General features: G+C 60.5%; 26 protein-coding genes and 1 riboswitch. Of the genes, 13 read left to right on the top strand and 13 right to left on the bottom strand.

Features of this window, described 5'->3' with window-relative positions; genetic code table 11:
* From ACTIEN_RS04020 to ACTIEN_RS04010, 3 genes are all read left to right on the top strand, one after another.
* The coding region (locus ACTIEN_RS04020; RefSeq protein WP_439521814.1) for a site-specific DNA-methyltransferase at window positions 1-678 on the top strand (678 nt) is incomplete at its 5' end.
* A 212-nt stretch (window positions 679-890) separates the two neighbouring features.
* A complete protein-coding gene (locus ACTIEN_RS04015; RefSeq protein ID WP_439521813.1) occupies window positions 891-1,664 on the top strand; it encodes a fumarylacetoacetate hydrolase family protein in 774 nt (257 codons plus the stop codon).
* Between the two features lie 155 nt (window positions 1,665-1,819).
* A complete protein-coding gene (locus ACTIEN_RS04010) occupies window positions 1,820-2,692 on the top strand; it encodes a DMT family transporter (RefSeq protein WP_439521812.1) in 873 nt (290 codons plus the stop codon).
* Between the two features lie 9 nt (window positions 2,693-2,701).
* Here the strand turns inward: ACTIEN_RS04010 and aroC are convergent, their stop codons facing one another.
* The gene (gene aroC, locus ACTIEN_RS04005) at window positions 2,702-3,802 is read right to left on the bottom strand and encodes a chorismate synthase (protein WP_439521811.1); all 1,101 of its coding nucleotides are present in this window, start codon (window positions 3,800-3,802) and stop codon (window positions 2,702-2,704) included.
* A gap of 219 nt (window positions 3,803-4,021) precedes the next feature.
* Window positions 4,022-4,123: riboswitch (TPP riboswitch) on the top strand.
* A 35-nt stretch (window positions 4,124-4,158) separates the two neighbouring features.
* On the opposite strand from aroC, the gene ACTIEN_RS04000 reads away from it, so the two are divergent.
* The 3 genes from ACTIEN_RS04000 to ACTIEN_RS03990 are packed head-to-tail and all read left to right on the top strand — an operon-like array spanning window position 4,159 to window position 7,341.
* Window positions 4,159-5,148 carry a thiamine ABC transporter substrate-binding protein gene (locus ACTIEN_RS04000; protein ID WP_439521810.1) on the top strand — a complete coding sequence of 330 codons (990 nt, stop codon included), beginning with the start codon at window positions 4,159-4,161 and terminating at the stop codon, window positions 5,146-5,148.
* Window positions 5,124-6,653, top strand: coding sequence for a thiamine/thiamine pyrophosphate ABC transporter permease ThiP (locus ACTIEN_RS03995; protein WP_439521809.1), 1,530 nt, complete (start codon window positions 5,124-5,126; stop codon window positions 6,651-6,653). Before ACTIEN_RS04000 ends, ACTIEN_RS03995 begins: the two co-directional genes overlap by 25 nt.
* Entirely contained in the window at window positions 6,637-7,341 is a 705-nt protein-coding gene (locus tag ACTIEN_RS03990) for a thiamine ABC transporter ATP-binding protein (RefSeq protein ID WP_439521808.1), read from the top strand. The genes ACTIEN_RS03995 and ACTIEN_RS03990 overlap by 17 nt, the downstream gene beginning before the upstream one ends.
* Before the next feature lie 124 nt (window positions 7,342-7,465).
* Here the strand turns inward: ACTIEN_RS03990 and ACTIEN_RS03985 are convergent, their stop codons facing one another.
* The 3 genes from ACTIEN_RS03985 to petA are packed head-to-tail and all read right to left on the bottom strand — an operon-like array spanning window position 7,466 to window position 10,208.
* Window positions 7,466-8,254 (bottom strand): cytochrome c1, encoded by a 789-nt coding sequence (locus ACTIEN_RS03985; protein WP_439521807.1) that lies wholly within the window; start codon window positions 8,252-8,254, stop codon window positions 7,466-7,468.
* Window positions 8,255-8,270: 16 nt separating this feature from the next.
* The gene (gene petB, locus ACTIEN_RS03980; protein WP_439521806.1) at window positions 8,271-9,617 is read right to left on the bottom strand and encodes a cytochrome b; all 1,347 of its coding nucleotides are present in this window, start codon (window positions 9,615-9,617) and stop codon (window positions 8,271-8,273) included.
* A 12-nt stretch (window positions 9,618-9,629) separates the two neighbouring features.
* On the bottom strand, window positions 9,630-10,208 hold the full coding sequence (petA, locus tag ACTIEN_RS03975; protein WP_439521805.1) for a ubiquinol-cytochrome c reductase iron-sulfur subunit: 579 nt from the start codon (window positions 10,206-10,208) through the stop codon (window positions 9,630-9,632).
* Window positions 10,209-10,425: 217 nt separating this feature from the next.
* Between petA and ACTIEN_RS03970 the strand changes: the two genes are divergently transcribed.
* Entirely contained in the window at window positions 10,426-11,094 is a 669-nt protein-coding gene (locus ACTIEN_RS03970) for an outer membrane protein (RefSeq protein ID WP_439521804.1), read from the top strand.
* A gap of 3 nt (window positions 11,095-11,097) precedes the next feature.
* On the opposite strand, the gene pssA is transcribed toward ACTIEN_RS03970, so the two are convergent.
* The 7 genes from pssA to fsa form a co-directional block, all read right to left on the bottom strand.
* Entirely contained in the window at window positions 11,098-11,859 is a 762-nt protein-coding gene (pssA, locus tag ACTIEN_RS03965; RefSeq protein ID WP_439521803.1) for a CDP-diacylglycerol--serine O-phosphatidyltransferase, read from the bottom strand.
* Window positions 11,856-12,518 carry a phosphatidylserine decarboxylase gene (locus tag ACTIEN_RS03960; RefSeq protein WP_439521802.1) on the bottom strand — a complete coding sequence of 221 codons (663 nt, stop codon included), beginning with the start codon at window positions 12,516-12,518 and terminating at the stop codon, window positions 11,856-11,858. Before ACTIEN_RS03960 ends, pssA begins: the two co-directional genes overlap by 4 nt.
* Before the next feature lie 88 nt (window positions 12,519-12,606).
* Complete coding sequence (locus ACTIEN_RS03955) at window positions 12,607-13,212, bottom strand: glutathione S-transferase (RefSeq protein WP_439521801.1); 606 nt, start codon at window positions 13,210-13,212, stop codon at window positions 12,607-12,609.
* A gap of 93 nt (window positions 13,213-13,305) precedes the next feature.
* Entirely contained in the window at window positions 13,306-13,926 is a 621-nt protein-coding gene (locus ACTIEN_RS03950) for an FMN-binding negative transcriptional regulator (protein ID WP_439521800.1), read from the bottom strand.
* Between the two features lie 85 nt (window positions 13,927-14,011).
* Entirely contained in the window at window positions 14,012-14,929 is a 918-nt protein-coding gene (locus ACTIEN_RS03945) for a tyrosine recombinase XerC (protein ID WP_439521824.1), read from the bottom strand.
* A 5-nt stretch (window positions 14,930-14,934) separates the two neighbouring features.
* Window positions 14,935-15,639, bottom strand: coding sequence for a DUF484 family protein (locus tag ACTIEN_RS03940; RefSeq protein ID WP_439521799.1), 705 nt, complete (start codon window positions 15,637-15,639; stop codon window positions 14,935-14,937).
* A 143-nt stretch (window positions 15,640-15,782) separates the two neighbouring features.
* A complete protein-coding gene (fsa, locus tag ACTIEN_RS03935; RefSeq protein ID WP_439521798.1) occupies window positions 15,783-16,436 on the bottom strand; it encodes a fructose-6-phosphate aldolase in 654 nt (217 codons plus the stop codon).
* Window positions 16,437-16,514: 78 nt separating this feature from the next.
* Between fsa and ACTIEN_RS03930 the strand changes: the two genes are divergently transcribed.
* The gene (locus ACTIEN_RS03930; RefSeq protein WP_439521797.1) at window positions 16,515-18,713 is read left to right on the top strand and encodes a primosomal protein N'; all 2,199 of its coding nucleotides are present in this window, start codon (window positions 16,515-16,517) and stop codon (window positions 18,711-18,713) included.
* Between the two features lie 22 nt (window positions 18,714-18,735).
* On the opposite strand, the gene ACTIEN_RS03925 is transcribed toward ACTIEN_RS03930, so the two are convergent.
* Together ACTIEN_RS03925 and ACTIEN_RS03920 are read right to left on the bottom strand one after the other, a co-directional pair.
* Window positions 18,736-19,422, bottom strand: a complete 687-nt coding sequence (locus ACTIEN_RS03925; RefSeq protein WP_439521796.1) for a DUF6629 family protein — start codon at window positions 19,420-19,422, stop codon at window positions 18,736-18,738.
* A 58-nt stretch (window positions 19,423-19,480) separates the two neighbouring features.
* Window positions 19,481-19,858 (bottom strand): SnoaL-like domain-containing protein, encoded by a 378-nt coding sequence (locus ACTIEN_RS03920; RefSeq protein WP_439521795.1) that lies wholly within the window; start codon window positions 19,856-19,858, stop codon window positions 19,481-19,483.
* A gap of 293 nt (window positions 19,859-20,151) precedes the next feature.
* On the opposite strand from ACTIEN_RS03920, the gene ACTIEN_RS03915 reads away from it, so the two are divergent.
* The 5 genes from ACTIEN_RS03915 (at window position 20,152) to uvrC (ending at window position 25,045) form a co-directional block, all read left to right on the top strand.
* Complete coding sequence (locus ACTIEN_RS03915; protein WP_439521794.1) at window positions 20,152-20,949, top strand: S49 family peptidase; 798 nt, start codon at window positions 20,152-20,154, stop codon at window positions 20,947-20,949.
* Between the two features lies 1 nt (window position 20,950).
* Window positions 20,951-21,118: a hypothetical protein gene (locus ACTIEN_RS03910; protein WP_439521793.1), complete on the top strand. Its 168-nt coding sequence runs from the start codon at window positions 20,951-20,953 to the stop codon at window positions 21,116-21,118.
* A 7-nt stretch (window positions 21,119-21,125) separates the two neighbouring features.
* A complete protein-coding gene (locus ACTIEN_RS03905) occupies window positions 21,126-22,073 on the top strand; it encodes a calcium/sodium antiporter (RefSeq protein ID WP_439521823.1) in 948 nt (315 codons plus the stop codon).
* 15 nt (window positions 22,074-22,088) lie between these two features.
* Window positions 22,089-22,868, top strand: coding sequence for an SDR family oxidoreductase (locus ACTIEN_RS03900; RefSeq protein WP_439521792.1), 780 nt, complete (start codon window positions 22,089-22,091; stop codon window positions 22,866-22,868).
* A 311-nt stretch (window positions 22,869-23,179) separates the two neighbouring features.
* Window positions 23,180-25,045 carry an excinuclease ABC subunit UvrC gene (gene uvrC, locus ACTIEN_RS03895; RefSeq protein ID WP_439521791.1) on the top strand — a complete coding sequence of 622 codons (1,866 nt, stop codon included), beginning with the start codon at window positions 23,180-23,182 and terminating at the stop codon, window positions 25,043-25,045.
* Window positions 25,046-25,129 lie beyond the last annotated feature (84 nt).

Raw genomic sequence — 25,129 nt, 5'->3', positions numbered from 1 at the left:
GCGCACGAAACCATGATCTGGGCATCGAAATCCGAAGGGGCGAAATACACGTTCAATTACGAGGCGCTCAAGGCGCTGAACGAGGGTATCCAGATGCGTTCGGATTGGGTTCTACCGATCTGCAATGGCGGCGAGCGGCTCAAGGATGCGGCGGGCGACAAGGCGCATCCGACGCAGAAACCGCAGGCGCTTTTGCACCGTGTGCTGGTTGGGTCGACCAAACCGGGCGATGTGGTGCTTGATCCGTTCTTCGGAACCGGCACCACGGGTGCTGTCGCCAAGATGCTGGGCCGCGACTGGATCGGGATCGAACGCGAGGAAAAGTACCGCGTGGTTGCCAAAGAGCGCATCGCATCTGTCCGCCGTCTTGACAAGGCTGCTCTTGAAACCTCGACCAGCAAACGCGCTGAGCCGCGCGTGCCGTTTGGCCAGTTGGTGGAACGTGGCATGCTGCGCCCCGGAGAGGAGTTGCACAGCATGAACGGTCGTCACAAGGCCAAGGTTCGTGCCGATGGCACGCTGATCGGCAACGATGTCAAAGGATCAATCCATCAGGTTGGGGCCCATCTTGAAGGCGCGCCAAGCTGCAATGGCTGGACCTACTGGTGCTTCCGCCGCGATGGGAAGACCGTACCCATTGATGTGCTGCGCCAGCAGATCCGATCCGAAATGATCTGAACCTCCGAACACCGCCGGTGCCTGCGGTCATGATCCGCGGCACTTACCTTGCCCCGCCGTTCGATCGGCGGGGTTTTTTCGTCGGGGCAGCGCAGGTCACAGACCAACACACCGCCCCGTCAATACCCATGGCGTTGCACGCAGCGATCCGTATAACGTCCCGATACCGCAATATTCTGATCGCGGACGGGGAAACCACAGAGGAGACCACGATGAAATGGGCCAGAGGCACAACCCCAGACGGACTTGAGATCACCGGCGTCATCACGGACGACGTCTTCCACCCGCGCGCCGGCTTTGGCTCTGACACGCCCAAGGGTGAGGCTGTGCCGTTGTCCGACGTGGCCCTGTTGCCGCCTGTTGTACCGGGCAAGTTCATCGGCCTTTGGAACAACTTCAAGGCGGCTGCGGAAAAGGCGGGGAATGACCATCCGACACATCCGCTCTACTTTCTCAAGGCCGATACGTCGCTTTCCGGTCAGGGGGCCAAGGTTGACATCCCGGCGTCCGCAGGTCGCGTTGTGTTCGAGGGTGAATTGGGCATCGTGATTGGCAGGACGTGCAAGAACGTGACCGTGGAAGACGCCGAACAGGCCATCTTCGGCTACACCTGCGTCAATGACATCACCTCGCTGGACGTGCTCAATGCGGACGCGTCTTTCCCGCAATGGACCCGCTCAAAAAGCTTTGACGGTTTCGGCGTTGTCGGTCCGGTGATCGACACGGATGTGAACTGGAAGGACCTTACCATCACGGTGCTGGTCAATGGCCGCGAACGGCAATCCTATCCGGCTTCCGACATGATCCTGCCTCCGGCGCAGATCGTCAGCCTGTTGTCACAGGACATGACGCTCAATCCCGGAGACCTCATTGCCTGCGGTACGTCGCTCGGTGCGCGTCCGATCAAGGCCGGGATGGAGGTCGAAGTGCTGATCGATGGCATCGGCGGTGTCAGTGTGACGATGACGGATCCCGAAAAAGGCTAAGGGCCGGGTGATTTGACAAGACCGCAACCGCACAACGGGAGACGTTAAAGAGAGACATTGAAACTTTGGTGTCCGGAGGTGTAGATGGCCTCGGACAGGACACAGTCCAATGTGTGCTCCGACACGACAATCCTATACTCACCCGGGAGACCCCCTTGGACATACGCGCAATCCTGATGGGGCTGGCTTTTGCGGTCATGTGGTCCTCTGCCTTCACGTCAGCCCGGATCATCGTCGCAGATGCGCCACCGCTCATGGCGCTGGCGTTGCGTTTTACGATTTCCGGGGCGCTTGCGGTGCTTGTTGCGCTCTGGATGGGACAGTCCTGGCGGTTGAGTGCGTCACAATGGCGGGCCACAATCCTTTTCGGCATCTGCCAGAACGCGCTCTATCTGGGGCTCAATTTCGTGGCCATGCAGCGGATCGAGGCGTCTTTGGCCGCAATCATCGCCTCGTCCATGCCACTGCTGGTCGGCGTGGCGGGATGGCTCTTTGCTGGTCAGCGCATGTCGCCTCTTGGGGTGATGGGACTGATCGCGGGCTTTTGCGGTGTGGTCATCATCATGGGCGCGCGGCTTGGGGCCGGGGCGGACCTGTTGGGGATCGGCCTGTGCATCATCGGTGTGATGTCACTCGCCGTCGCCACGCTTGCACTGCGCAATGCAAGTTCGGGCGGCAACTTCATGATGGTGGTCGGCTTGCAGATGCTGGTCGGGAGCGCGGTGCTTTGGCCTGCGGGCCTTGTGCTTGAGACCCTCGCAGTGACGATGTCTCCAAAGCTTGTATTGGCCTTCGTCTATACAACCCTTGTTCCGGGACTGGCTGCAACGCTGGTCTGGTTCTGGCTGGTCAACCGCATCGGTGCGGTCAAGGCGGCAACCTTCCACTTCCTCAACCCGTTCCTTGGTGTCGCAATTGCCGCGCTGATCCTGTCCGAAGGCCTTGGTCCGATGGATGTCCTCGGCGTGATCATCATCACCTTCGGCATCCTGGCCGTGCAAATCTCGCGCCAGACCGTCAAGAGCTGAGGCAGGAACTCAACCGATCTTGCCGCGGTTCTCGCCCACCTGTCCGCGATGGAGCAGCAGGTGGTCGAGGATCACGCAGGCCATCATCGCCTCACCCACAGGCACGGCGCGAATGCCAACACAGGGGTCGTGACGGCCTTTGGTGATGATCTCGGTCTCGGTCCCGGACTTTGTGATGGTCTTGCGGGTCGAAAGAATGGACGAGGTCGGCTTGACGGCGAACCGCACGACGATGTCCTGCCCGGTCGAAATCCCGCCCAGAATACCACCCGCATGGTTGGAGCTGTATTCCGGGCCGTTCGGCCCCATGAAGATCTCGTCTGCGTTCAACGTGCCCGTCAACATCGCCGAGGACATGCCTTCGCCAATCTCGACACCCTTGACCGCGTTGATGCTCATCATCGCGGCGGCAAGATCCGTATCCAGCTTGCCATAGACCGGCGCGCCCAGCCCCGCCGGGACGCCGCGCGCCACAACCTCGATGATCGCACCCACGCTTTCGCCAGACTTGCGCAACCCGTCGAGATAATCCGCCCAATCACGCGCCGCCTTTGCATCCGGCACCCAGAACGGGTTGTTCTCGATCTCGTCCCAGTCGAACCTGTCCCGGTCGATCTTGTGTGGCCCCATCTGGGTCATGTAGCCGGTGATCTGCACCCCCGGCAACATTGCCTTGATCGCCTCGCGCGCAAGGCCACCTGCGGCCACCCGCGACGCTGTTTCCCGCGCCGAGGACCGCCCGCCACCGCGATAGTCGCGGATGCCGTATTTCTGCCAATAGGTGATATCCGCGTGGCCGGGGCGGAATTTCTCCATGATGTCAGAGTAATCCTTCGACCGCTGGTCCGTGTTCTCGATCATCAACTGCACCGGCGTTCCGGTGGTCTGGCCCTCGAACACACCCGACAGGATCTTGACCTCGTCGGCCTCGCGGCGCTGGGTCGTGTACTTGTTCTGACCCGGTTTGCGTTTGTCGAGCCAGTGCTGGATCATGCCCGCATCAATCGGCACCCCCGGTGGACATCCATCGACCGTGGCGCCAAGCGCAGGCCCATGGCTTTCGCCCCATGTGGTGACGCGGAAGAGATGTCCGAAGGTGTTGAGGCTCATTATTGGGTCTCCTTGCTTGGGAAGTGTCCTAGGGCAGCCGGCGGTGTCTCTCAAGATGTTTCGAATTGGTTGCGCCAATCCGATCCGTGGGGGGCTCTGCCCCGCCGTCCATTGGGCTTGAACCAATGGCGCCAAATGAACGGCCCCCCGGAGTTTATTCGGCAAGATGAAGACAAAGCCGGTTTCGCCTTGAAGTGCCGCCGCGCCAAGGCTACGTCTTGCGATACCTCGGGGTGCCAGACGACCGGCTGAGATGCGTGATGCGAACCCGTTGAACCTGAACCGGTTAACACCGGCGGAGGGAAGGTCTGGATACGCTCCTGCTTTGCCCTCTCGTCGCAATACAGGAGGATGCCATGAAAACGGCCCTTACATTTGCTGCGGGATTTCTTGCGTCGACCACGATGGTGGTTGCTCAGGACACACCCGTTCTGACTGTCTATGCGGGTGATTACATCGTCTCGGAATGGGGTCCCGGCCCAAGGATCGAAGAGATGTTCGAGGCGCAATGCGCCTGCGATCTGCAATTCAAGCCAGGTGATCTCTTGCCCCGCATCCTGCTGGAAGGTGATCAGACCGACGCAGATATCGTGTTTGGTTTGAACACCGACGTCACCCGGCGCGCGCGAGAAAGCGGGTTGTTCGGACCGCATGGGCAGGACACCTCGTCCCTGACCCTGCCCGTCGAATGGACCGACGAGGTTTTCCTGCCCTACAATTTCGGGCACACAGCGTTCATCTACAATGAAGAGCGCATTTCGGAGGTGCCCGAAAGCTTCGACGCATTGCTCAATGCGCCCGATAATCTCAAGATCGTGATCCAGGATCCGCGTTCGTCGATTTCGGGCCTTGCCCTGGTGCTGTGGGTCAAGGCGATCTATGGCGATCAGGCGGAACAGGTCTGGGAACAGCTTGCGCCGAAAATCCTGACGGTCACCAAGGGCTGGTCGGAAAGCTATGGTCTGTTCACAGACGGCGAAGCCGACATGGTGCTGAGCTATACCACGTCGCCCGCCTATCACATCATCGCCGAGGATGACCGCACGAAGAAAGCGGCGATTTTCCCGGAAGGCCATTACTTCATGGTCGAACTCTCGGCAAAGGTCGCGGGCACCGATGTGCCTGAGCTGGCGGATCAATTCCTTGAATTCCAGCTGTCCGAAGAGTTCCAGACCATGATCGCCACCGGCAACTGGTCCTTCCCGGCCAAGCTTGACCCGAGCAAGTGGCCAGATGGCTTCAAGGAGCTGAACCTGCCCGAAAAAGTGCTGTTCTATTCCGAAGAAGAGGCCGCAGCCCTGCGGGATGAAACGGTCGAGGAATGGCGTCGCGCCCTGTCTCAATAACACCCGCAATCATCGCGGCTTTGACCGTGGCCGGTCTGGTGATCGGCCCGGTCACGGCGGTGATCCTGCGGGCAGAGGCTTTTTCCGGGTTTCGTCCGGCGGATTGGCAGGCGTTGCGGTTCACGGTATTGCAGGCGACGCTTTCGGCCGCGCTCAGCGTGCTGTTCGCCATCCCCTTGGCGCGGGCTTTGGCGCGGCGAAAGTTCATCGGGCGTGGACTGCTGGTGGCGTTGCTCGGTGCGCCGTTCATCCTGCCGGTGATCGTCGCCGTTCTGGGCCTGCTGGCGGTGTTTGGTCAGTCCGGTCTACTCAACCGGGTACTGTCTCCAATGGGAGTACCCGAACTACAAATCTATGGTCTGCACGGTGTGCTGTTGGCACATGTGTTCTTCAACCTGCCTCTGGCGACGCGGTTGATCCTCCAAGGCTGGCTGGCCATTCCTGCAGAGCAATTTCGCCTGGCCGCAACACTGGGAATGGGACGCCGCGCCATGTGGCGGTCGATGGAGGCGCCGATGCTGCGCCGGATCGTGCCCGGAGCCTTTGCGGTGATCTTCGTGATCTGCCTGTCTTCTTTCGCAGTGGCCCTGACACTGGGCGGAGGGCCGCGCGCGACGACGCTTGAACTCGCCATTTATCAATCCATGCGGTTTGATTTCGATCTCTCCCGCGCTGCGGTTCTGGGTCTGGTGCAATTGGCGCTTGCCCTGACCGCCGGGCTGATCGCGCTTCGGGTGACATCGTTGCCCGTCGCGGCCAAAGGGTTGGACCGGCGCGTGCCGCGCTGGGACCGTTCGGATCACCTCTCCATCTGCACGGATGCGATCTGGATCGGCCTCGCTGCGCTGTTCCTGTTGACGCCGCTGACCATGGTTGCGCTGAACGGTCTTGCCGGGATCACCACGCTGGGGGCGTCGGTGTGGCAAGCAGCGGGGCATTCGGTCCTTGTTGCGCTGGGCTCTACGCTTCTCTGCCTGCTCTGGGCCTTGCCGCTGGCAACGCGCTGGGGCGAATGGCTGGGCCTTGCGGGGATCGCGCTTTCGCCGCTGGTGCTGGGGATCGGGCTGTTCCTGATTGTGCGGCCTTTTGCCAACCCTTTTGATCTTGCGCTGTATGTGACCGCGACGGTCAATGCGTTTGTCAGCCTGCCCTTCGTGCTGCGCATCCTGCGCCCCGAGGCAGAAACGATCCGGACCGATTACGCGCGCCTTCGCGGTGCGCTGGGCCTGTCGTCCTGGGCGTGGTTGCGCTGGGTTCTGTTGCCCCGGTTGAAACGCCCTCTGGGATTTGCGGCCGGGTTGACAGCGGCGCTCTCGATGGGGGACCTCGGCGTGATCGCGCTGTTTGCGGATCCGGATCGGGCAACTTTGCCGCTCAAGGTCTATCAACTCATGGGGGCCTACCGGATGGAGCAGGCGGCAGGTGCAGCGCTCTTGTTGCTGATCCTCAGCCTTGGCCTGTTCTGGATATTCGACAGGGGAGGGCGCGTTGGCACTTCGACTTGAGACCATTCGCGCAAGGGCTGGCACGTTCGACCTGACCGCCGACCTGACCGTTGCGGCCGGCCAGTGCGTCGCGGTCATTGGCGCATCCGGGTCGGGCAAATCCACACTGCTCGACGTCATCGCGGGGTTTCGCGATCCAATCAGCGGCGCTCTGCGTTGGGATGGGACCGAGATCACCCATCTGGCCCCGGCAGAGCGTCCGATCAGCATTCTGTTTCAGGACACCAACCTGTTTCCGCATCTGACACTCCAACAAAACCTCGCGCTTGCGCTGAACCCCGGAACCGGACGGCTGCAACGCGGCGATGCCGAACGGATCGACACCGTTCTGGCGCGTGTCGGGCTGGCCGGATTTGCACCGCGCCGGTTGTCGGAAATGTCCGGAGGCCAGCAAAGCCGCGCGGCGTTGGCGCGGGTTCTGATACAGGCAAGGCCGGTGCTGCTTTTGGACGAACCATTCGCCGCTTTGGGCCCCGCCTTGAAACATGAGATGCTGGATCTGGTGAGCGAAGTCGCACAGGCAGAAAATCTGACGATTCTGCTGGTGTCACATGATCCGAATGATGCCCGGCGATTTGCCCGGCAGACCATCGTGGTCGAGAACGGTGTGGTGTCCCCGCCGCAGGACACGCAAACCCTGTTGGACAATCCGCCACCGGGTCTGCGCGCGTATCTGGGAGGGCGGTAAACCTGCTTGAGGGCGCTGTTGCGCGATGTGCAAAGCACGCTCCTCCGCCATGTCGATACCGTATGTCAGAATGCAAAAAGCCCCGCCAGATTGGCGGGGCTTTCACAGTTTCAAATCAGAAGGCTCAATCCTTGGAACGTCCCTTGACGGGGGCCCAGATCCGCTTGTTGGTCAGGTACAACAGCACGGACAGGATGGTCAGGAACACAACCCCGACAAACCCGGCCTGCTTGCGTGCCATCAGCTTGGGCTCTGCGGCCCACATCAGGAACGCGGCCACATCTTTGGACTGCTGTTCGATGGTGGTTTCGGTGCCGTCGGAATACTCGACATCATCGCCGTAAAGCGGCGGCGCCATCGAAATCCATCCACCCGGGAACGCGGTGTTCTCGTAGAGAATCGTTCCGGCCTCTTCCTTGTCTTCACCGGTATAGCCATGCAGCAAGGAAGCGATATACTCTGGTCCCCCCATGCCTTTGAAGAACTGGTTGATGCCCAGTCCATACGGGCCATGGAAACCGGCACGCGCCTTGGCCATCATGCTCAGGTCAGGCGCACCTGCGGCCGTGTTCGCCGGAAAGTTGTCGGTCGGACGCGCCGGACGGAAGTCGTCCAGCTCACTGTCGAAGACCTCGAAGTTCTGCTCCGCATAGGCGCGAACCTGGTCTTCGGGCATACCGGGACCATCTTCTGCCGACAGCGTGCGCAGCGGCACATATTGCATGCCGTGGCAGGCAGAACAGACCTGGGTATACACCTGAAGGCCACGTTGCAGTTGTGCCTGATCGAAGGTTCCAAAGGGGCCTTCGAAGGAGAAGTCAAAATTCTCGACGTGGCCATCCGCTCCGGCGGCAAACGCGCCGGAGACAGGGGCCATGGCCAGAGTGGCCGCGAGGGCAAGTTTCTTAAGCATTGTCGCTTGTCCTTTCTTACTCGGCCGGGGTCGCTGCAGGAGCGCCCTCAGTGGTCGAGGACTTGCCATAATGGGCCGTGAAATCGTCCTCGATGGTGTCCGGTTGCGGCAGCGGCTTTTCAAGCACACCAAGCAACGGCAGGATCACGAGGAAATAGGCGAACCAGTAGGTCGAACCGATCAGGGCGATGTACGGGTAGATACCCTCGGCAGGCATTGCGCCAACCCACATCAGAACAAAGAAGTTCACCACGAACAGCCAGAACCACCACTTGAACATCGGGCGGTAGCGACCAGAGCGCACCGACGATGTGTCAAGCCACGGCACCAGCGCCATCACGACGATCGCACCGAACATCGCCAGAACACCAAAGAACTTGGCGTCGACGATGCCACCGGTCAGAAAGCTCGCCGCGATCACGACCCAGACTTCACCGTCAAAGGCCCGCAGGATCGCGTAGAACGGCAGGAAGTACCATTCCGGAACGATGTGTGCCGGTGTCACAAGTGGGTTGGCTTCGATGTAGTTGTCCGGATGGCCCAGGAAGTTGGGCATGAAGCCGACAACCGCGAAGAACACCGCGAGGATGACCGCCAGCGCGAACAGGTCCTTGATCACGAAATAGGGCCAGAAGGGCAGGGTGTCTTTCTCGGCATCCGCCTTGGATGTGCGACGCACTTCGACACCGGTCGGGTTGTTGTTGCCCGTGGTGTGGAAGGCCCAGATGTGAACGATCACGAGACCGGCAATCACAAACGGCAGCAGATAGTGCAGAGAGAAGAAGCGGTTCAGCGTGGCATTGTCCACGGCAGGTCCACCCAGAAGCCAGGTCTGGATCGATTCACCAACCAGCGGGATCGCACCAAACAGGCCAGTGATCACGGTGGCACCCCAGAAGGACATCTGACCCCAAGGGAGAACATAACCCATGAACGCCGTTCCCATCATCAACAGGTAGATGAGCATGCCGACAATCCAGGTGACTTCACGCGGCGCCTTGTACGATCCGTAGTAAAGACCACGCAGGATGTGCGCGTAAACCGCCACAAAGAAGAGCGACGCGCCGTTCATGTGCAGGTAACGCAACATCGCGCCGCCGTTCACGTTGCGCATGATGTGCTCGATGCTGGCGAAGGCCATATCGACCTGCGGCGTGTAGTGCATCGCCAGAACGACACCGGTGATGATCTGCAAAGCCAGGCAGAAGGTAAGGACAATACCCCAGATCCACATCCAGTTGAGGTTCTTGGGTGTGGGGATCATCAGGGTGTCATACATCAGACCGACGATTGGCAACCGCTTGTGCAGCCACTTTTCTCCGCCGGTCGACGGCTCATAATGGTCGTGAGGAATTCCAGACATTCGCGCGCCTCCTTATCCCAGCAGGATTGTTGTTTCGTCGACGAATTCAGCCGGAGGAATCGGAAGATTCTCCGGGGCTGGACCTCTGCGGATCCGGCCCGACGTATCGTAATGCGATCCGTGGCATGGGCAGAACCACCCGCCAACGTTACCGTCGAGCGTGTAATCACCGGCATTGCCCAGAGGGACACAGCCAAGGTGCGTACACACACCCATCTGAACCAGCCACTCGCCGGTGTCGTCCAGCGCACGGTTTTCGTCCGTGGCGTCTGCGGCATCGTCAAGGTTTGCGTTTCGCGCGATCGGGTCGACAAGGTCGGAAAGATCGACGCTGCGCGCATCTTCGACTTCTTCCGGAGTGCGGCGGCGGATAAAGACCGGCTTGCCGAGCCACTTCACAGTAAGCTGCGAGCCTTCCGACAATCCCGACACGTCCACTCGAATCGAGGACAATGCCAAAACGTCTGCGGACGGGTTCATCTGGTTGACCAAAGGCCAAACCGCGGCACCGGTCGCAACGGCACCTGCACCGGCTGTTGCGTAGTACAGGAAGTCCCTCCGGGTGCCTTCGTGGTGTTCTGCGTTGGACACGAGGTTATCTCCATTTATCGGCCGATGGTCTGGCCACAATACGGGTTGGGCCGCAAGACGAGCGGCGTTCCGACCGGGTATTTAGCGGGCAACCCCCTAGCCGTCCACCTCCAGACGACCTAGGTTAGACATAAGCGCCGAAGTGTCGCGGTAATTTGCACTGACGGTGCCATATTGCCGTGTTAGGCAGCGATGAAACTCGAAACGGACGGCTCCCATGCAGAAAACGATTCTGTCAGGTATTCTTGCACTTAGCACATCGGTCATCGCGTCTCCCGCGCTCGCCGAGATGGAGCTTTCCATCTATTCCGGGTGGCAGACCGCGCCGCACAGCCGTCTTTACGGCGACTATCCGGGCACAGGTGCCGACATCGACGCGCTGATCGGCTGGGAAGGGCGCTCTTTCGAGATGCCGCCCTATTACGGTGTGCGTGGAACGTGGTGGAAGAACGAAAAGCTCGGCTTCGGGCTCGAATTCACCCACGCGAAGGTCTACGCGCCTGATGATGAAAAGGCGGCGATTGGCTTCTCCGATCTCGAATTCACCGACGGGCTGAACATTCTGACCGTCAACGCCTATCAACGCTGGCCCGGTCTTTGGGCGCAGGGTGCGGTCACGCCTTATGTTGGCGGCGGCATCGGCATCGCGGTGCCGCATGTCGATGTGGACACCACCACCGGCATTGAAACCTATGAATTTCAATACACCGGTCCGGCGGCCCGCCTGACGGCTGGTGTGAGCTATGATCTGAATGACCGGTTTGCGGTCTTTGGCGAATACCAGTTCACATATTCCAGCAATTCGGTTGACCTGCCCGAGGGTGGATCGCTTGACACAGACATCAAGACCAATGCGGTCAACGTGGGCCTGACGCTCAAGTTCTAGGGTCTAGGACTTGTCCGTCAGTCGCGACTGCGCCAAAGCGCGGCGCGACTTCGGCAGCATCCAGACCACCGCAGCGCTATAGATCAGGCTAAGCACAACCAGCGCGATCCAGGTGTAGATGGCGACCGCCGCGCCGATGGCCGTAAAGGCCACCAGAAACATTTTTGCCCGCCGCTGGCTGATCCGCGTCGTCTTGAAGGACCAGACCGGGAAACGTCCGATCATCAACAGGCCAATTCCCGCGATGTAGATCGACAAAAGCACGTCCGGGATGATCTGTTCGTTGTCAAAGGCAAAGGACGCATACATCGGCAGCATCACCAGAATCGCCCCTGCGGGTGATGGAATTCCCATGAAATACGCGTTGTCGGACGGTCCTTTTTCGGCTTTCAGCGCCACGTTGAACCGCGCAAGTCGGGTGACGGCGCAGACCGCATAGACCAGAACCGCCATCCAACCCAGTTGCTTGGTGTCCTCAAGCGCCCAGACATACAGGAGCAATCCCGGAGCGACCCCGAAATTCAGAAAGTCCGCCAGGGAATCAAGCTCTGCGCCCATCTTGCTGTCGCTGCCCAGGGCGCGCGCCAACCGGCCGTCCAGACCATCCAGAATGGCTGCCAGCAGAATCAGCTGCACCGCCAGTTCGTAATTGCCCTGCAATCCAAACCGGATCGCGGTCAGCCCCGCACAAATGGCGGTTACCGTCAGCATGTTCGGCAACAGCTGAACCAGCGTTAGTTTTTCGCCATTGCGCTCGCTGCTCATGGTGTGAGGTCCGCAATCACCGTTTCGCCAGCAACCATGGTCTGACCAATCTTGACCGATGGCTCCACGCCGTCCGGCAGATAAATGTCGAGCCGTGACCCGAAACGGATCAGACCAAACCGTTCTCCCCGGTCAAGCACTGCGCCTTCCTGCGTAAAGCTCATGATGCGCCGTGCCACCAGTCCGGCGATTTGCGTCACCGTCAGAATGCGTTCGTCCTCCATCCGGATCACAAGCGAATTGCGCTCGTTGTCCTCGCTCGCCTTGTCAAGCGACGCATTCAGGAACTTGCCCGGACGATAGGCGATCTTTTCGATCTTTCCGGCGACAGGCGCGCGATTCACATGGCAGTTGAACACCGACATAAAGACGCTGACCCGTGTCAACGGCACCTCCGGCAGGCCAAGCTCGCGCGGGGGAACGGCCGGTTCGATCAGCGACACAATGCCATCCGCCGGGCTGATAACAAGTCCGGGCCGATCCGGCGTCACCCTTTCTGGATCGCGAAAGAAGTAATAACACCAGACGGTTAGACCGACGCCGATCCAGCCCAGCACATCCTCAATGGCGAACAGGGCAAGGGTGATCACCGCGAAGATCGCAACGAACTTGCGTCCCTCGGGGTGCATCGGTTTGATAAACGTATCGGTCATCCGCATCGCGGCAGTATCCTTTCAAAACGTTGCGCGTCGGTAAACCCGTGCAGGGCAACGTGCAAGGCATCGCGTGGTGACGTGCCGTGGCGTATCAGGGTTCGGGATGTGTCGCCACCATGCTGTCACGCTTTGCAAACGTTTCGAACCAGGTCGCCAAGCCATCGCGCCCGATGCGCCAGGACCGTTCATCGTGGCGCAGGTCAAGATACCCCAGGGCGCAGGCCACCGCGATGTGTCCCATATCCATACGTCCGTTCAGATGGCTCATCCACCGGGTGTTGAGCGCATCCAGCGCGCGCGACACCTTGCTCCACTGGCCCTCGACCCAGTCCATCATGACTTTCTCTTCGGGGCGGAACCGGGTTTCATAAACCATCAGCACCGCCGCATCCAGAATGCCATCCGCCGTCGCCTCGAGCGTCAGCGTGTCCCAGATCCGGTGTTCCGGATAAAGGCCACCATTGGCGCGTGCATCCAGAAACCGGCAAATCACCCGGCTGTCATAGATCGTCGGCCCGTTCGAACGTACAAGCGCCGGAATCTTTCCCACCGGGTTCGCCGCGATCAGCTTTGAATCCGGCGCGAGCGGTGTGCTGGCCACGTTTACATGTTCGATATCATCGTACTGCCCGGTCTCATGCAGCGTGACGAGAACCTTGCGAACAAAGGGGGATGGACCTGAACGAAGTAATTGCATCTGCCTGCTCCAAAAAATGTGTTTCCCTAGCTAAGCCTGCCGCGACCCGAATGCAAAGCGCCGCAGGGCGATGCGTCGACGGAAAGACCCGGCTCAAAGGTCCGGCGGATTGGCCATCAACGCCGCCAGTGCCTCACGCTCCGCCCCCAATCCGCCGGGCACCATCGCCGCCGCCCGTTCCCGCACAGCATCATCCTTGTTCTGGCCAAGCTTCCACGTCGCCGCGATATCCTCGACCTTCATCCGGCAGGGCACAATCATCCGCATCATTTTCTCGAGAACGTCTGGCGTCATCTTGCCGGTGGTCCAGGGCGGCTTCGGCGCAAGCCGTGCCTCGAAAAAGGCCGATTGCGTGTCCAGCACGTCCCGCATCTGCTCTTGCGGCAACCGCTCCAACAGCCCTGTGATCTGTACCGCCACATAATTCCACGTCGGAACCTGATCCTCGATCCCGTACCAGTCGGGCGAGATGTAGGCATCCGGCCCACTGACCGCGATCCGCGCAGGTTGCGGTGCCGTCAGCGCCCGTGCGATCGGGTTCGACCGCACCAGATGGATCAACACCTCGCGCCCGTCTTCGGACACCAGAACCGGAACATGCGCCACCATCGGCACAGGATCACCATTCACCATCACCGTGCCAAACGCGCGGTTTCGGACAAAGGCTATGTCCTTTGAGTGGTCTTTACTGTGAAAACTCGGGTTCGGATGCATGGCAAAAACTCAAATGATCAATGCGATGCCGCAGACCTTGCACGGCCGCTTCGGAAAATCCCGCGAATTATTGTAACCGTCACAATCACCCCGCCTTGGGATGCGACGCCTCGTAAACCTTCATCAGGTGGACCGTGTCCACCGACGTATAGGCCTGTGTCGTCGACAAGGACGCGTGTCCCAGCAATTCCTGAATCGCCCGCAGATCGCCGCCAGCTGCCAGAAGATGTGTGGCAAAGCTGTGCCGCATCGCATGCGGCGTTGCTGTTGCAGGCAGGCCCAACTGCATCCGCGCCTGTTCCGTCACCTTCTGCACGTTGCGCGCGTTGAGGCCACCGCCCCGCACACCCCGGAACACCGGGGCATCCGGTTCCATCTCGAACGGGCACAGCCGCACATAGGTTTCCAAAGCGTGCCGCGCGACGGGCAGAACCGGCACCACCCGTTCCTTGCCACCCTTGCCGATGATCCGCATCGATTCACCCAAAGGAAGGTCGCGCCCCATCAGCCCAAGCGCCTCGGAAATCCGCAAACCGCACCCGTAAAGCAGCGTCACAACCGCCATGTCCCGTGCGCCGACCCACCCTTTTTGCGATTGCAGACCTACCGTGTCGATCATCTCGCGCGCGGCATCCTCGCTCAGCGGACGGGGCAGTTTCTTCTGAAATTTGGGGGCGCGCGTCGACAGAACCGCTGTCGGTTCAAATCCCTCACGCTCGGCCAGCCAGCGATAGAACGACTTGACCGCCGACAGCTTGCGCGCCAGCGACCGCGCACCGGACCCGGCAGATCGCGTATGCGCCATCCAGGCCCGCATGTCCGGCACCGTGATCCGCGCCAACGGAGCAAGTCCCTGCGCCGCGCCTTTGTAGCCCGTCAGGAATGCAATGAAATCAACCACATCGCCCCGGTAGGCGGTCAACGTGTTTTCAGCCGTGCCATTCAACGCGCGGCTTGACGCCAGCCATCCCTCCAACGCGTCCCGCGCCGCCGGAGAGAGCATCAGCGTCACGACAGCCAGCGCCGCATCTGACGCTCGAACACACCGGTGAAAAAGGTCAAAAGGTCCGTGCCCTGCTGTGGTGTGAACTGGTGTGGATCTTCCGCGCCCATCACCAGCAACCCCGGCAACCGACCGGGTCCGAAATCCAGCTTCAGACAGGCTTCGGAGCGGATCCAGTCCGCCTTGTCGCCGTAGATGTCGCGCTTGCCTGTCTCGATCTGGCGCAGCGTCACCTGCCGCTGCGTCGCAGAGCGCCCGGAACTCAGGTAGTTCTCAATGAACCCCGGTGCGGCCACGGACAAAACCGACCCAAGCCGCTTGATTGCCGGATCTTCGTCATTCTGCACGGATTCCAGCACCAGCCGGATCACATCGACCCGCAGGATCTCGGCCACGTCTCCACCCAGATCGCGCAGGAAGGATTCGAATTCCACGGGATCCAGCATCCGCAGGATGGCGCGATGTACCTGATTGGTGCCGGCAAGATTTTCGTAAGCGGCGGCAATCACCGACCGATGTGTGTCTTCCAACCGGTCCAGACGCGCCTCGAGCCGGTCCATGGCGATGCCACGCAGGTCCACGATATTGCCTCCCATCGCGCGCTCATTGGCGGCGATAAGGGCGCGCATCACGTCCTGATCCTCGAGAATCACATCGGGGCGCGTCATGATGGTTTCGCGCAACTCGTCATCAATACGGGGGCTGCTCATGCCATCCTCGTGTTTTGTATTTTGTCGGACACTATCAGGAGTACCGGCAAGATGCCCGCGTTTTTTCGATCAAATGCGGGCATCCGGGAAAACTGTGGCCGTCTGGCAGGAACAAACTTCAAAGAGCGTTGCCCCAACCCAGATCAGAGGATCTTGATATTCGCGGCTGCGGCGTCCTTGACGAACTGGTCCAGCCCCTTGTCTGTCAGGATATGGTTCGCCATCGCCTTGATCACACCCGGAGGCGCAGTGGCCACATCCGCACCGATCTTGGCGCAATCGCTCATGTGATTGGCCGTCCGAATCGACGCGGCAAGGATGTTGGTCTCGAACCCGTAATTGTCATAAATCTCGCGAATATCCGCGATCAGGTCCAGGCCGTCCATATTCAGATCGTCCAGCCGCCCGATAAACGGAGAGATAAACGTCGCCCCCGCCTTGGCCGCGAGCAGCGCCTGATTGGCCGAAAAACACAGCGTCACGTTGACCATCTTGCCTTCGTCCGTGAGCACCTTGCACGCCTTCAGACCGTCCCAGGTCAGCGGCACCTTGACCGCGATATTTTCCGCGATCTCGGCCAGTTTGCGGCCTTCCGCGATCATGTCCTCGGCCTTGAGTGCCACCACTTCGGCAGACACCGGACCCTCGACCATGTCACAGATTTCTCTCGTGACTTCGAAAATGTCGCGACCAGATTTCTTGATCAGCGATGGGTTCGTGGTCACACCATCCACCATCCCCAGATCGTTCAGTTCGGCAATGGCATCAATTTCTGCGGTATCGACAAAGAATTTCATGGGCTGCGTCCTCCGATGGGTTGGCCTTTCCTACCGCTGGCTTTACCCCATGGCAATGACGACGGAAACCCCGAACTGATGGCGCTAACATCCAGCTATTTCGACGAGGGCGCGCTGATCGGCGTGTTGACCACCCAGCCATTGGACCGGGTGCTGGATTACCGCGCGCCCGAAGGCGGCTGCCATCTGGGTGCCTTTGTCGAGGTGCCTCTGGGCCCGCGCAAGGTCTTGGGCGTGGTCTGGGGGGCTGGGAAAGGCGACTACGACCTGTCCAAGGTGCGGTCCGTGATCCGCGTGCTTGACGCAGCGCCGATGCGGGACGAACTGATGGCGTTTCTCACCCGTGCGGGCGACTATACACTGACACCCATGCCCGCGATGCTGCGGCTGGCCACGCGCGCGCCGGGGCTGGGCGATCCACCGTCGATGCGCAAGATCTACCGGCTGGGCGACAGCACCCCCGACCGCATGACCGACGCCCGGACGCGCGTGCTCGACGTACTGCGCGACATGGGCGGGCTGTCCCTGACCCTCAAGGAACTGGCCGAGGCGGCGGGTGTGACCACATCTGTCGTCAAGGGCCTCGCCAAGCTGGGCGCGGTACGCGAGGAAGACAGCCCGCGCGACACGCCTTTCCCGACACTCGATCCGACCTATGCGGGAAAAGACCTGACCGAAGACCAGACAACCGCTTCGTCCACCTTGCGTGATGCAGTCGCCACACGCAGTTACGGGACAACGCTGCTCAAGGGTGTCACCGGATCGGGCAAAACCGAGGTCTACCTCGAAGCCGTGGCCGAATGCCTGTCCCAAGGCCGTCAGGCGTTGGTCCTCTTGCCGGAAATCGCGCTGACCGCCGAATTCCTCACCCGCGTCGATGCCCGCTTCGGTGCGAAACCTGCCGAATGGCATTCCGGCGTCACCATCACAGACCGTCGCCGCGTCTGGAAGATGGTGGCCCAAGGCGGTGCGCAACTGGTTGTCGGCGCGCGGTCCTCGCTGTTTCTGCCGTTCCGCGATCTGGGCCTGATCGTGGTCGATGAAGAACACGACACCTCGTACAAACAGGAAGACGGCGTGCTCTACAACGCCCGCGACATGGCTGTTCTGCGCGCGTCGATCTGTGGTGCACAGGTGATCCTCGCCTCCGCCACACCCAGTCTGGAGTCCTGGGCCAATGCCGATGCGGGCAAGTATACCAAGATCGAACTCACCTCGCGCTTTGGGGCGGCCGTCATGCCGGACATGCGCGCCATCGACATGCGGACCGAAGATCTGCCCGGATCAAGTTGGATCAGCCCAACCCTGCGTCGCGCCGTGCAAAAGCGGCTCGACAACAGCGAACAGGCGCTCTTGTTCATCAACCGCCGGGGCTATGCGCCGGTCACCATCTGCCGCGCCTGCGGGCACCAGATCGGCTGCGATCACTGCGATGCGCGGATGGTCGAACACCGGTTCCTCAAGCGCCTTGTCTGCCACCAGTGCGGCGAAACCAAACCGCTCCCGAATGTCTGCCCGCATTGCGAGGCCGAAGACAAGCTGGCCGCAGTCGGACCCGGTGTCGAACGTCTGGCCGAAGAGGCGCAAAGCCTGTTCCCCGATGCCCGGCTTGCCGTGCTGTCGTCGGACATGTTCGGTTCTGCCCGCGCGATCAAGGCCGAGATCGAGACCATCGCCAGCGGCGGTGCCGACCTCATCATCGGGACGCAACTGGTCGCCAAGGGCCACAACTTCCCGCTCCTGACGCTGGTCGGTGTGATCGACGCCGACCTTGGCCTGCAAGGGTCGGACCTGCGCGCGGCGGAACGCACGTTTCAATTGATGCGGCAGGTCGCGGGTCGGGCGGGCCGCGCCGACAAACCCGGTCAGGCCTTGATGCAGACCTACCAGCCCGAACACCCGGTGATCCGCGCGATCCTGTCCGGCGACGAACAGGATTTTTGGGCTGCCGAGGCCGGCGAACGCCGCGCCGCTGGTGTGCCGCCTTACGGAAGGCTTGCGGGGATCATCCTGTCCTCCACCGATGTGCAAGAGGTGTTCGACCTTGGCAACGCGCTGGCCCGCAATGACGGCCCGCTGCGTCGCGTGGGTGCGCAAGTGTTCGGCCCGGCCCCGGCCCCCATTGCCCGCGTGCGCGGTCGGCACCGTGTCAGGCTACTTGTCAAAGCCCCCAAGGGCACGGCGCTGCAACCCGCCCTTGCGGAATGGGTCGCTCCGTTCAAACTCAGGGGCGAATTGCGCATGGCGATCGACATAGACCCGCAGAGTTTCTACTGACCCGCGTTCCCTCATCGGGCGCTCAGACAGGGTGACCTCTGACCTGCAAGCGCCGCCTGCCAAGGCTGCGCAACGCGAACAGAAGGTAGGTAGAGACGATTGCCGCCATGAAGCACCAGACCGACGTGAAGGCATAATGCGCAAAGACAAAACCGGCGATCACCGACAGCGTGATGATCACGCCGAAGATCCGGATATGCTTTTCTGATGACAGCAGCAAAGGCACACACACGATGCCGGCATAGACAACCCGGATGACGGCGTAGGGCAGGATGCCCTCCCAGATCAGCCGGGAATTGTAGTCGATGGAATGGTTCACGATTCTAAGCGGAATCCAGTCAGGGTTGAACAGCAAGGGCGCGAAAAGCGACAGTCCAAGCAGGAGCCCGAAAACACTCAGGCCCAGAAAAACCCGTCTTCGGTCTTCGCGAGGCTCAATCAGATACGCGGCAAACGGCACCAGGAAAGGCCAGAGGAAATAGGCAAAAAACAAGAACCCCAAGGCGTAGAGATGCAATCGCGCCGTCTCTGGTTGGTCGAGACCGATCCAGATGCCGCCTTCCAGAAATTGCTGGAGACCGAAGAAAAGCGGGAAGACCGCGAACCCCAGATACCGTTTGTCCATCTTCAGGGCCGTGCTGATTGTATAGGCTGCAACGGGCATCAACACAGCGCCCGCAGCAAAGCTTGCTGTCGCGGAAAAACACATTTGCAAGTCCCCCGAGATGTTCAGGTGTTCAAGGCATCCGGCTCTGCCTCTGCATTGGCTATTTCGGCATCATGAAGAATTCTTCGCGGACGATCCTGCCCTCTTCGACCGTGTAGATCGCGATCTCGCGCAGGGTCATCTGGCGACCGGTCTCTTTCTGCGTCACCTCGACTTCGTACCGCACGGCGAAACGGTTTGGCGGATGGACATAGGGCCCGTCCGCGTCAAGCTTGTGGATCTCGTGCGCCTCTGCCCAAACCTCGCGTTTGGTCTGGATTGCACCGCGACCCTTGGCGATCCGCACATCGCGACCGGGCGGATTAACCGCCTCAACCGACTCTGCGTTTTCGGTGTAGACGTCGGTGACATGCGCGATGCCGCGGCGATCCCGCATCGCCTGGACAAAGTCCTTTCCAAGTTTGATCAAGTCTTCCATCGGAGTCCTCCTTGCTTCCCGCCAAACGTAACACGGCCCCGGACGGCAGACTTTGACCAGGATCATAGTCCCCGATCCGCTCTGGTGCTTTGGCGAGGCGGACTGTGGCCGAGTTGGCATCGACGGTAAGGTCTGGATGAAAGCTTAATAGGTCCGCTCCGGCCCCAATGTTTAGCGCGCGAAACAATAGGTCAGGATCCGCACCCTTCCCGGGCAGAGGCGCGCAGTCCACACAGGCCTCCTTTTTCGGCCCATACCTTGTATGCCCATCCGCGCCAATCTACATGGCCTTCATGAAGCGATTTATCCCTTTTGTTAAATCCGGCCCCACGGTCTCGGTTGTGCGGATGCAGGGCACCATTGCGGCAGGCAGCCGTGGCACCCTCAGCGATGCCAGTTTGCGCACCATTCTGGAAAAGGCCTTTCGCAAGGGAAAGCCGGATGCAGTCGCGCTTGAGATCAATTCGCCGGGCGGATCGCCCGTGCAAAGTTCGATGATCGGGGCGCGTATCCGAAGGCTTTCCGAAGAAACCGAAGTTCCGGTCTACGCCTTCGTCGAAGACGTCGCGGCGTCCGGGGGCTATTGGATCGCCAGCGCGGCGGATGAAATCTATGCCGACCAAAGTTCGATCCTCGGGTCCATCGGTGTGGTTTCCGCCGGGTTCGGCGCGCATGTTTTCCTGCAACGTCAAGGAATCGAACGGCGCGTTCATACGGCGGGCAAGTCGAAATCCATGCTCGACCCGTTCCGCCCGGAAAACGAAGAAGACGTGGCGCGGTTGAACCGGCTTCTTGGTCAGTTGCACGACACTTTCATCACCTATGTCAGATCCCGCCGGGGCGACAAGCTTGCCGACAATCCGGATCTGTTCACCGGCGAAATCTGGGTCGGTCAGGGCGCTGTGGATGTTGGTCTTGCCGACACCATCGGACATCTTGTGCCCGCGATGAAAGACCGGTTCGGGGACAAGGTGCAATTCCGCCGCTACGAACTGCGACGCCCGTTCCTAACCCGTTTCGGTGCGAAAGTCACAAGCGATGCGCTCAGCGCCGTTGAGGAGCGTGCCGAGTTTGCGCGCTACGGACTGTAACGTGATCACAAAGATCGTTTTTCTGTTCCTGATCTTCATGGGTGTCCTTGCCATGTTCGGCAAGCTGCGCATTCCGGGCGCAAAGCGGCTGTCGAGTGCCAAGTGCAAGAAATGCGGGCGCTACCGCATTGGCAAAGGTCCGTGTCCCTGCACCGGAAAGGAAAGCTGATATGCTGATGATCTGGGGAAGCGTGGTCGTCGGTCTGGTGATCCTTCTTTTGGCCGGAGACGCGCTTGTCAGGGGCGCGGTGAACCTGTCGTTGCGAATTGGCATCCCGGCCTTGATCGTCAGCCTGACGGTGGTGGCGTTCGGCACCTCCGCGCCCGAGCTGCTCATCTCGATCAATGCGGCGCTCGACAATGTGCCGGGTATTGCGCTGGGCAACGTGGTGGGGTCCAACACCGCCAATGTCCTTCTGGTGCTTGGCATTCCGGCGCTGCTCGCGGTGATGCACACCAGCGAATGCAACACGCGCAAAAGCTATGTGATCATGGTGGGGTCGTCGGTCCTGTTCATCGCACTGGCGTTTCGCGGCATCTTCGACCCTCTGGCCGGAATCATCCTGCTTGTCGTTCTCGCGATCATTCTTGGCGACTCCATGCGCGAAGCGCTGGCGCATCGCCGCGCCGGGAAAGCGGCTCCGGAGGAAGAAGAGCCGGAAGGGGCGGACCCGGACATGCCTTGGTGGAAGATCATTCTCTTCCTCGTCCTCGGCCTTGTCGGCCTGCCACTGGGCGCGGATATTCTGGTCGACAGTTCCGTCCAGATCGCCACCATCTTCGGCGTCAGCGACACGATGATTGGCCTGACGCTGGTTGCGCTGGGCACCTCGCTTCCCGAACTGGCAACCACCGTGATGGCCGCGCTGCGCCGTCAGGCGGACGTGGCGCTGGGCAACGTGATCGGATCGAACATGTTCAACCTGCTGGCCATTATCGGTGTTGCGTCGCTGATTGCGCCGATCCCGGTCGATCCGGAATTCCTGCGCTTTGATCTTTGGGTCATGCTGGGGGCGTCGCTGCTGATTTTCCCGCTGGTGTTCCTTGCCAAAGACCTGACCCGCATCTGGGGTGTGGTCTTGTCGGCGCTTTATCTGGGCTACATTGCGCTTGTCATCATGTAACGACAGGACGAACCGATGAGCAAAGCTTTGATCACAGGCGCTGGCAAACGGCTGGGGCGCGCGATGGCGCTGTACCTCGCAGAGCGCGGACACGACGTGGCCGTTCATTTTGCCAGTTCTGCCGACGCCGCCGAAGAGGTTGCGGCGATGATCCGGGCCAAGGGGCAAAAGGCCTGTACGCTTCAGGCCGATCTTTTGAACGAGGATGCGATCCAGTCCCTGACAGCGCGTGCCATCGACGGGCTGGGCGGCCCGCTGACCGTGCTGATCAACAACGCGTCGATCTTTGAATACGACAACATCGAGACCGCGACCCGTGACAGCTGGGACCGGCATATGGAAAGCAATCTGCGCGCGCCCTTCGTGCTGACCCAGCATTTCGCAGCGCAACTGCCCGAACCGGAAACCGATGACCGGGACGAGCCGATTGCCTCTGGACTGGTGGTGAACATGATTGACCAGCGGGTGCGCAAACTGACGCCCGAGTTCATGACCTACACGATCGCCAAGATGGGTCTCTGGGCCTTCACCCAGACGGCCGCACAGGGCCTCGCACCCAAGTGTCGTGTGAACGCCATCGGACCCGGACCGACCCTGCGTGGAGGCCGTCAGAGCGAAGCGCATTTTGCCAAGCAACGCGCTGCCACGATCCTGGAACGCGGTTCCAACACATCCGATATCACGGCGGCTTTGGGGTACTTTCTGGAGTCACCGGCGATCACCGGGCAACTGCTTTGTGTCGATGGTGGGCAGCATCTTGGATGGCAGACACCGGACGTCATCGGCAAGGAATGATGTATCCTGCAGACAAGTTTTGCACGTCTCAAGTTGACGTTACGAAACTGTTACGAAACTGTTAATGATTTCAGTAACTTGACGCATGTAAAGAAAATTATCATTTTAAAACAAAGGGTTGAAATACAGCCTAAAAATTAGGCAGATCAGGGAACGCGCCGGGATTCAAAGGAAAATCGTTAACTTCCAAAAGTTCTCCGCAGAGTTATCCACAGAAACAGTGGATGCCTTAACAGTTGCATATAGGGTTTCAATCAGGCAGCGAATTCAGCAGAATCATGACCTCTGAAAAGGCGTCCAGACACGTTCACATGACACAAGAGACCGAAACCAAAACCCTGACAGGACATGCCTGTATCCAGGCGTATCTGAAGACACTGGACTCCAGTCCTGGTGTCTATCGGATGCTCGATGCACAGGCGCGGGTGCTGTATGTGGGCAAGGCGCGCAACCTGAAGGCGCGGGTGTCGAACTATGCGCGTGCGGCAGGACATTCGGGGCGGATCGCCCGGATGATCTCGGAAACCGCGTCGATGATGTTCCTGACCACGCGCACGGAAACCGAAGCGCTGCTGCTGGAACAGAACCTCATCAAGCAGTTGAAACCGCGCTACAATGTGTTGCTGCGGGACGACAAGTCCTTTCCCAATATCCATGTCACGGATCACGCCTTCCCGATGATCCACAAGCATCGTGGCGCAAAAAAGGACAAGGGCGCGTATTACGGCCCTTTCGCCAGCGCCGGCGCGGTGAACCGGACATTGAATCAGCTTCAGCGTGTCTTCTTGCTGCGCAATTGTTCGGACGCGATGTTCGACAGCCGGACGCGGCCCTGCCTGCAATATCAGATCAAACGCTGTTCGGCGCCCTGTGTCGGCAAGATCAGTGAAGCAGATTACGCAGCCAGCGTGCGCGACGCAGAGCGGTTCCTGTCGGGCAAATCCACCAATGTGCAGGAAACCCTGGCGAAACAGATGGCCGAAGCGTCCGAAGCGATGGAATTCGAACGTGCAGCAGCCTTGCGCGACCGTATCCGTGCGTTGACGCAGGTGCAGACGGCGCAGGGCATCAACCCGCGCGGCGTGACCGAGGCGGACGTGATCGCGCTGCATCTGGAAAAGGGGCAGGCCTGCGTGCAGGTGTTCTTCATCCGCGCGAACCAGAACTGGGGCAACCGCGATTTCTATCCGCGTGTCGGCCCGGACGTGGAAGAGGCCGAGGTGCTGGAGGCGTTCCTTGGCCAGTTCTACGACACCAAGGAACCTGCACGGCTTTTGCTGCTGTCGCACCCGATCGAGAATGCAGATCTGATGACGGAGGCGCTGTCAGACAAGCTGGGTCGCAAGGTCGACATCGCGGTGCCGCGCCGGGGCGAGAAGTCCGAACTGGTGGACGGCGCACTGCGCAATGCGCGGGAATCGCTGGCGCGGCGTATGGCGGAAACGGCGACGCAGGCGAAGCTGCTGCGCGGACTGGCCGAAGCCTTTGCGCTGGACACGCCGCCCGAACGAATCGAGGTCTATGACAACAGCCACATTCAGGGCACCAACGCGGTGGGCGCGATGATCGTGGCCGGGCCGGACGGTTATCTGAAAAACCAGTACCGCAAGTTCAACATCAAGGGAGAAGACCTGACCCCCGGCGATGATTTCGGCATGATGAAAGAGGTGTTGACCCGCCGGTTCAAGCGGCTGCTCAAGGATGATCCGGATCGTGACAAGGGTCTGTGGCCGGACCTTTTGCTCATCGACGGCGGCGCGGGGCAGGTGTCGGCGGTGCGCGAGATCATGAAGGAATACGGGGTGGAGGATGTGCCGATGGTCGGGGTCGCCAAGGGTGTGGACCGCGATGCGGGCAAGGAGGAATTCCACCGCACCGGAATGCGACCCTTTGCATTGCGCCACAACGACCCGGTGCTGTATTTTGTGCAGCGCCTGCGGGACGAGGCACATCGCTTTGCCATTGGCACACACAGGGCGAAGCGGGCCAAGTCGCAGATGGCGAACCCGCTGGACGAGGTGTCCGGCGTGGGGGCGGCCCGAAAACGGGCGCTTCTGGCGCATTTCGGATCAGCCAAGGCAGTCAGCCGGGCCAACTTGGCCGACCTCAAGGCGGTTGAAGGTGTGAGCGAAGCGCTGGCGGAGCGGATTTACGCGTTCTTCCACGAGAAAGGCTGATTACGGAATTGTGTGCGCTGACGCGCACGCAGGTTGTCTCGGTCCTCACGCTTCGCGCTGCGGCCTCGGGTTGCCTCCGGCGGA

The sequence above is a fragment of the Marivita sp. genome, from assembly GCF_051859345.1.
Classification (GTDB): domain Bacteria; phylum Pseudomonadota; class Alphaproteobacteria; order Rhodobacterales; family Rhodobacteraceae; genus Marivita.
This window is presented reverse-complemented; position numbering and strand designations above follow the sequence as displayed.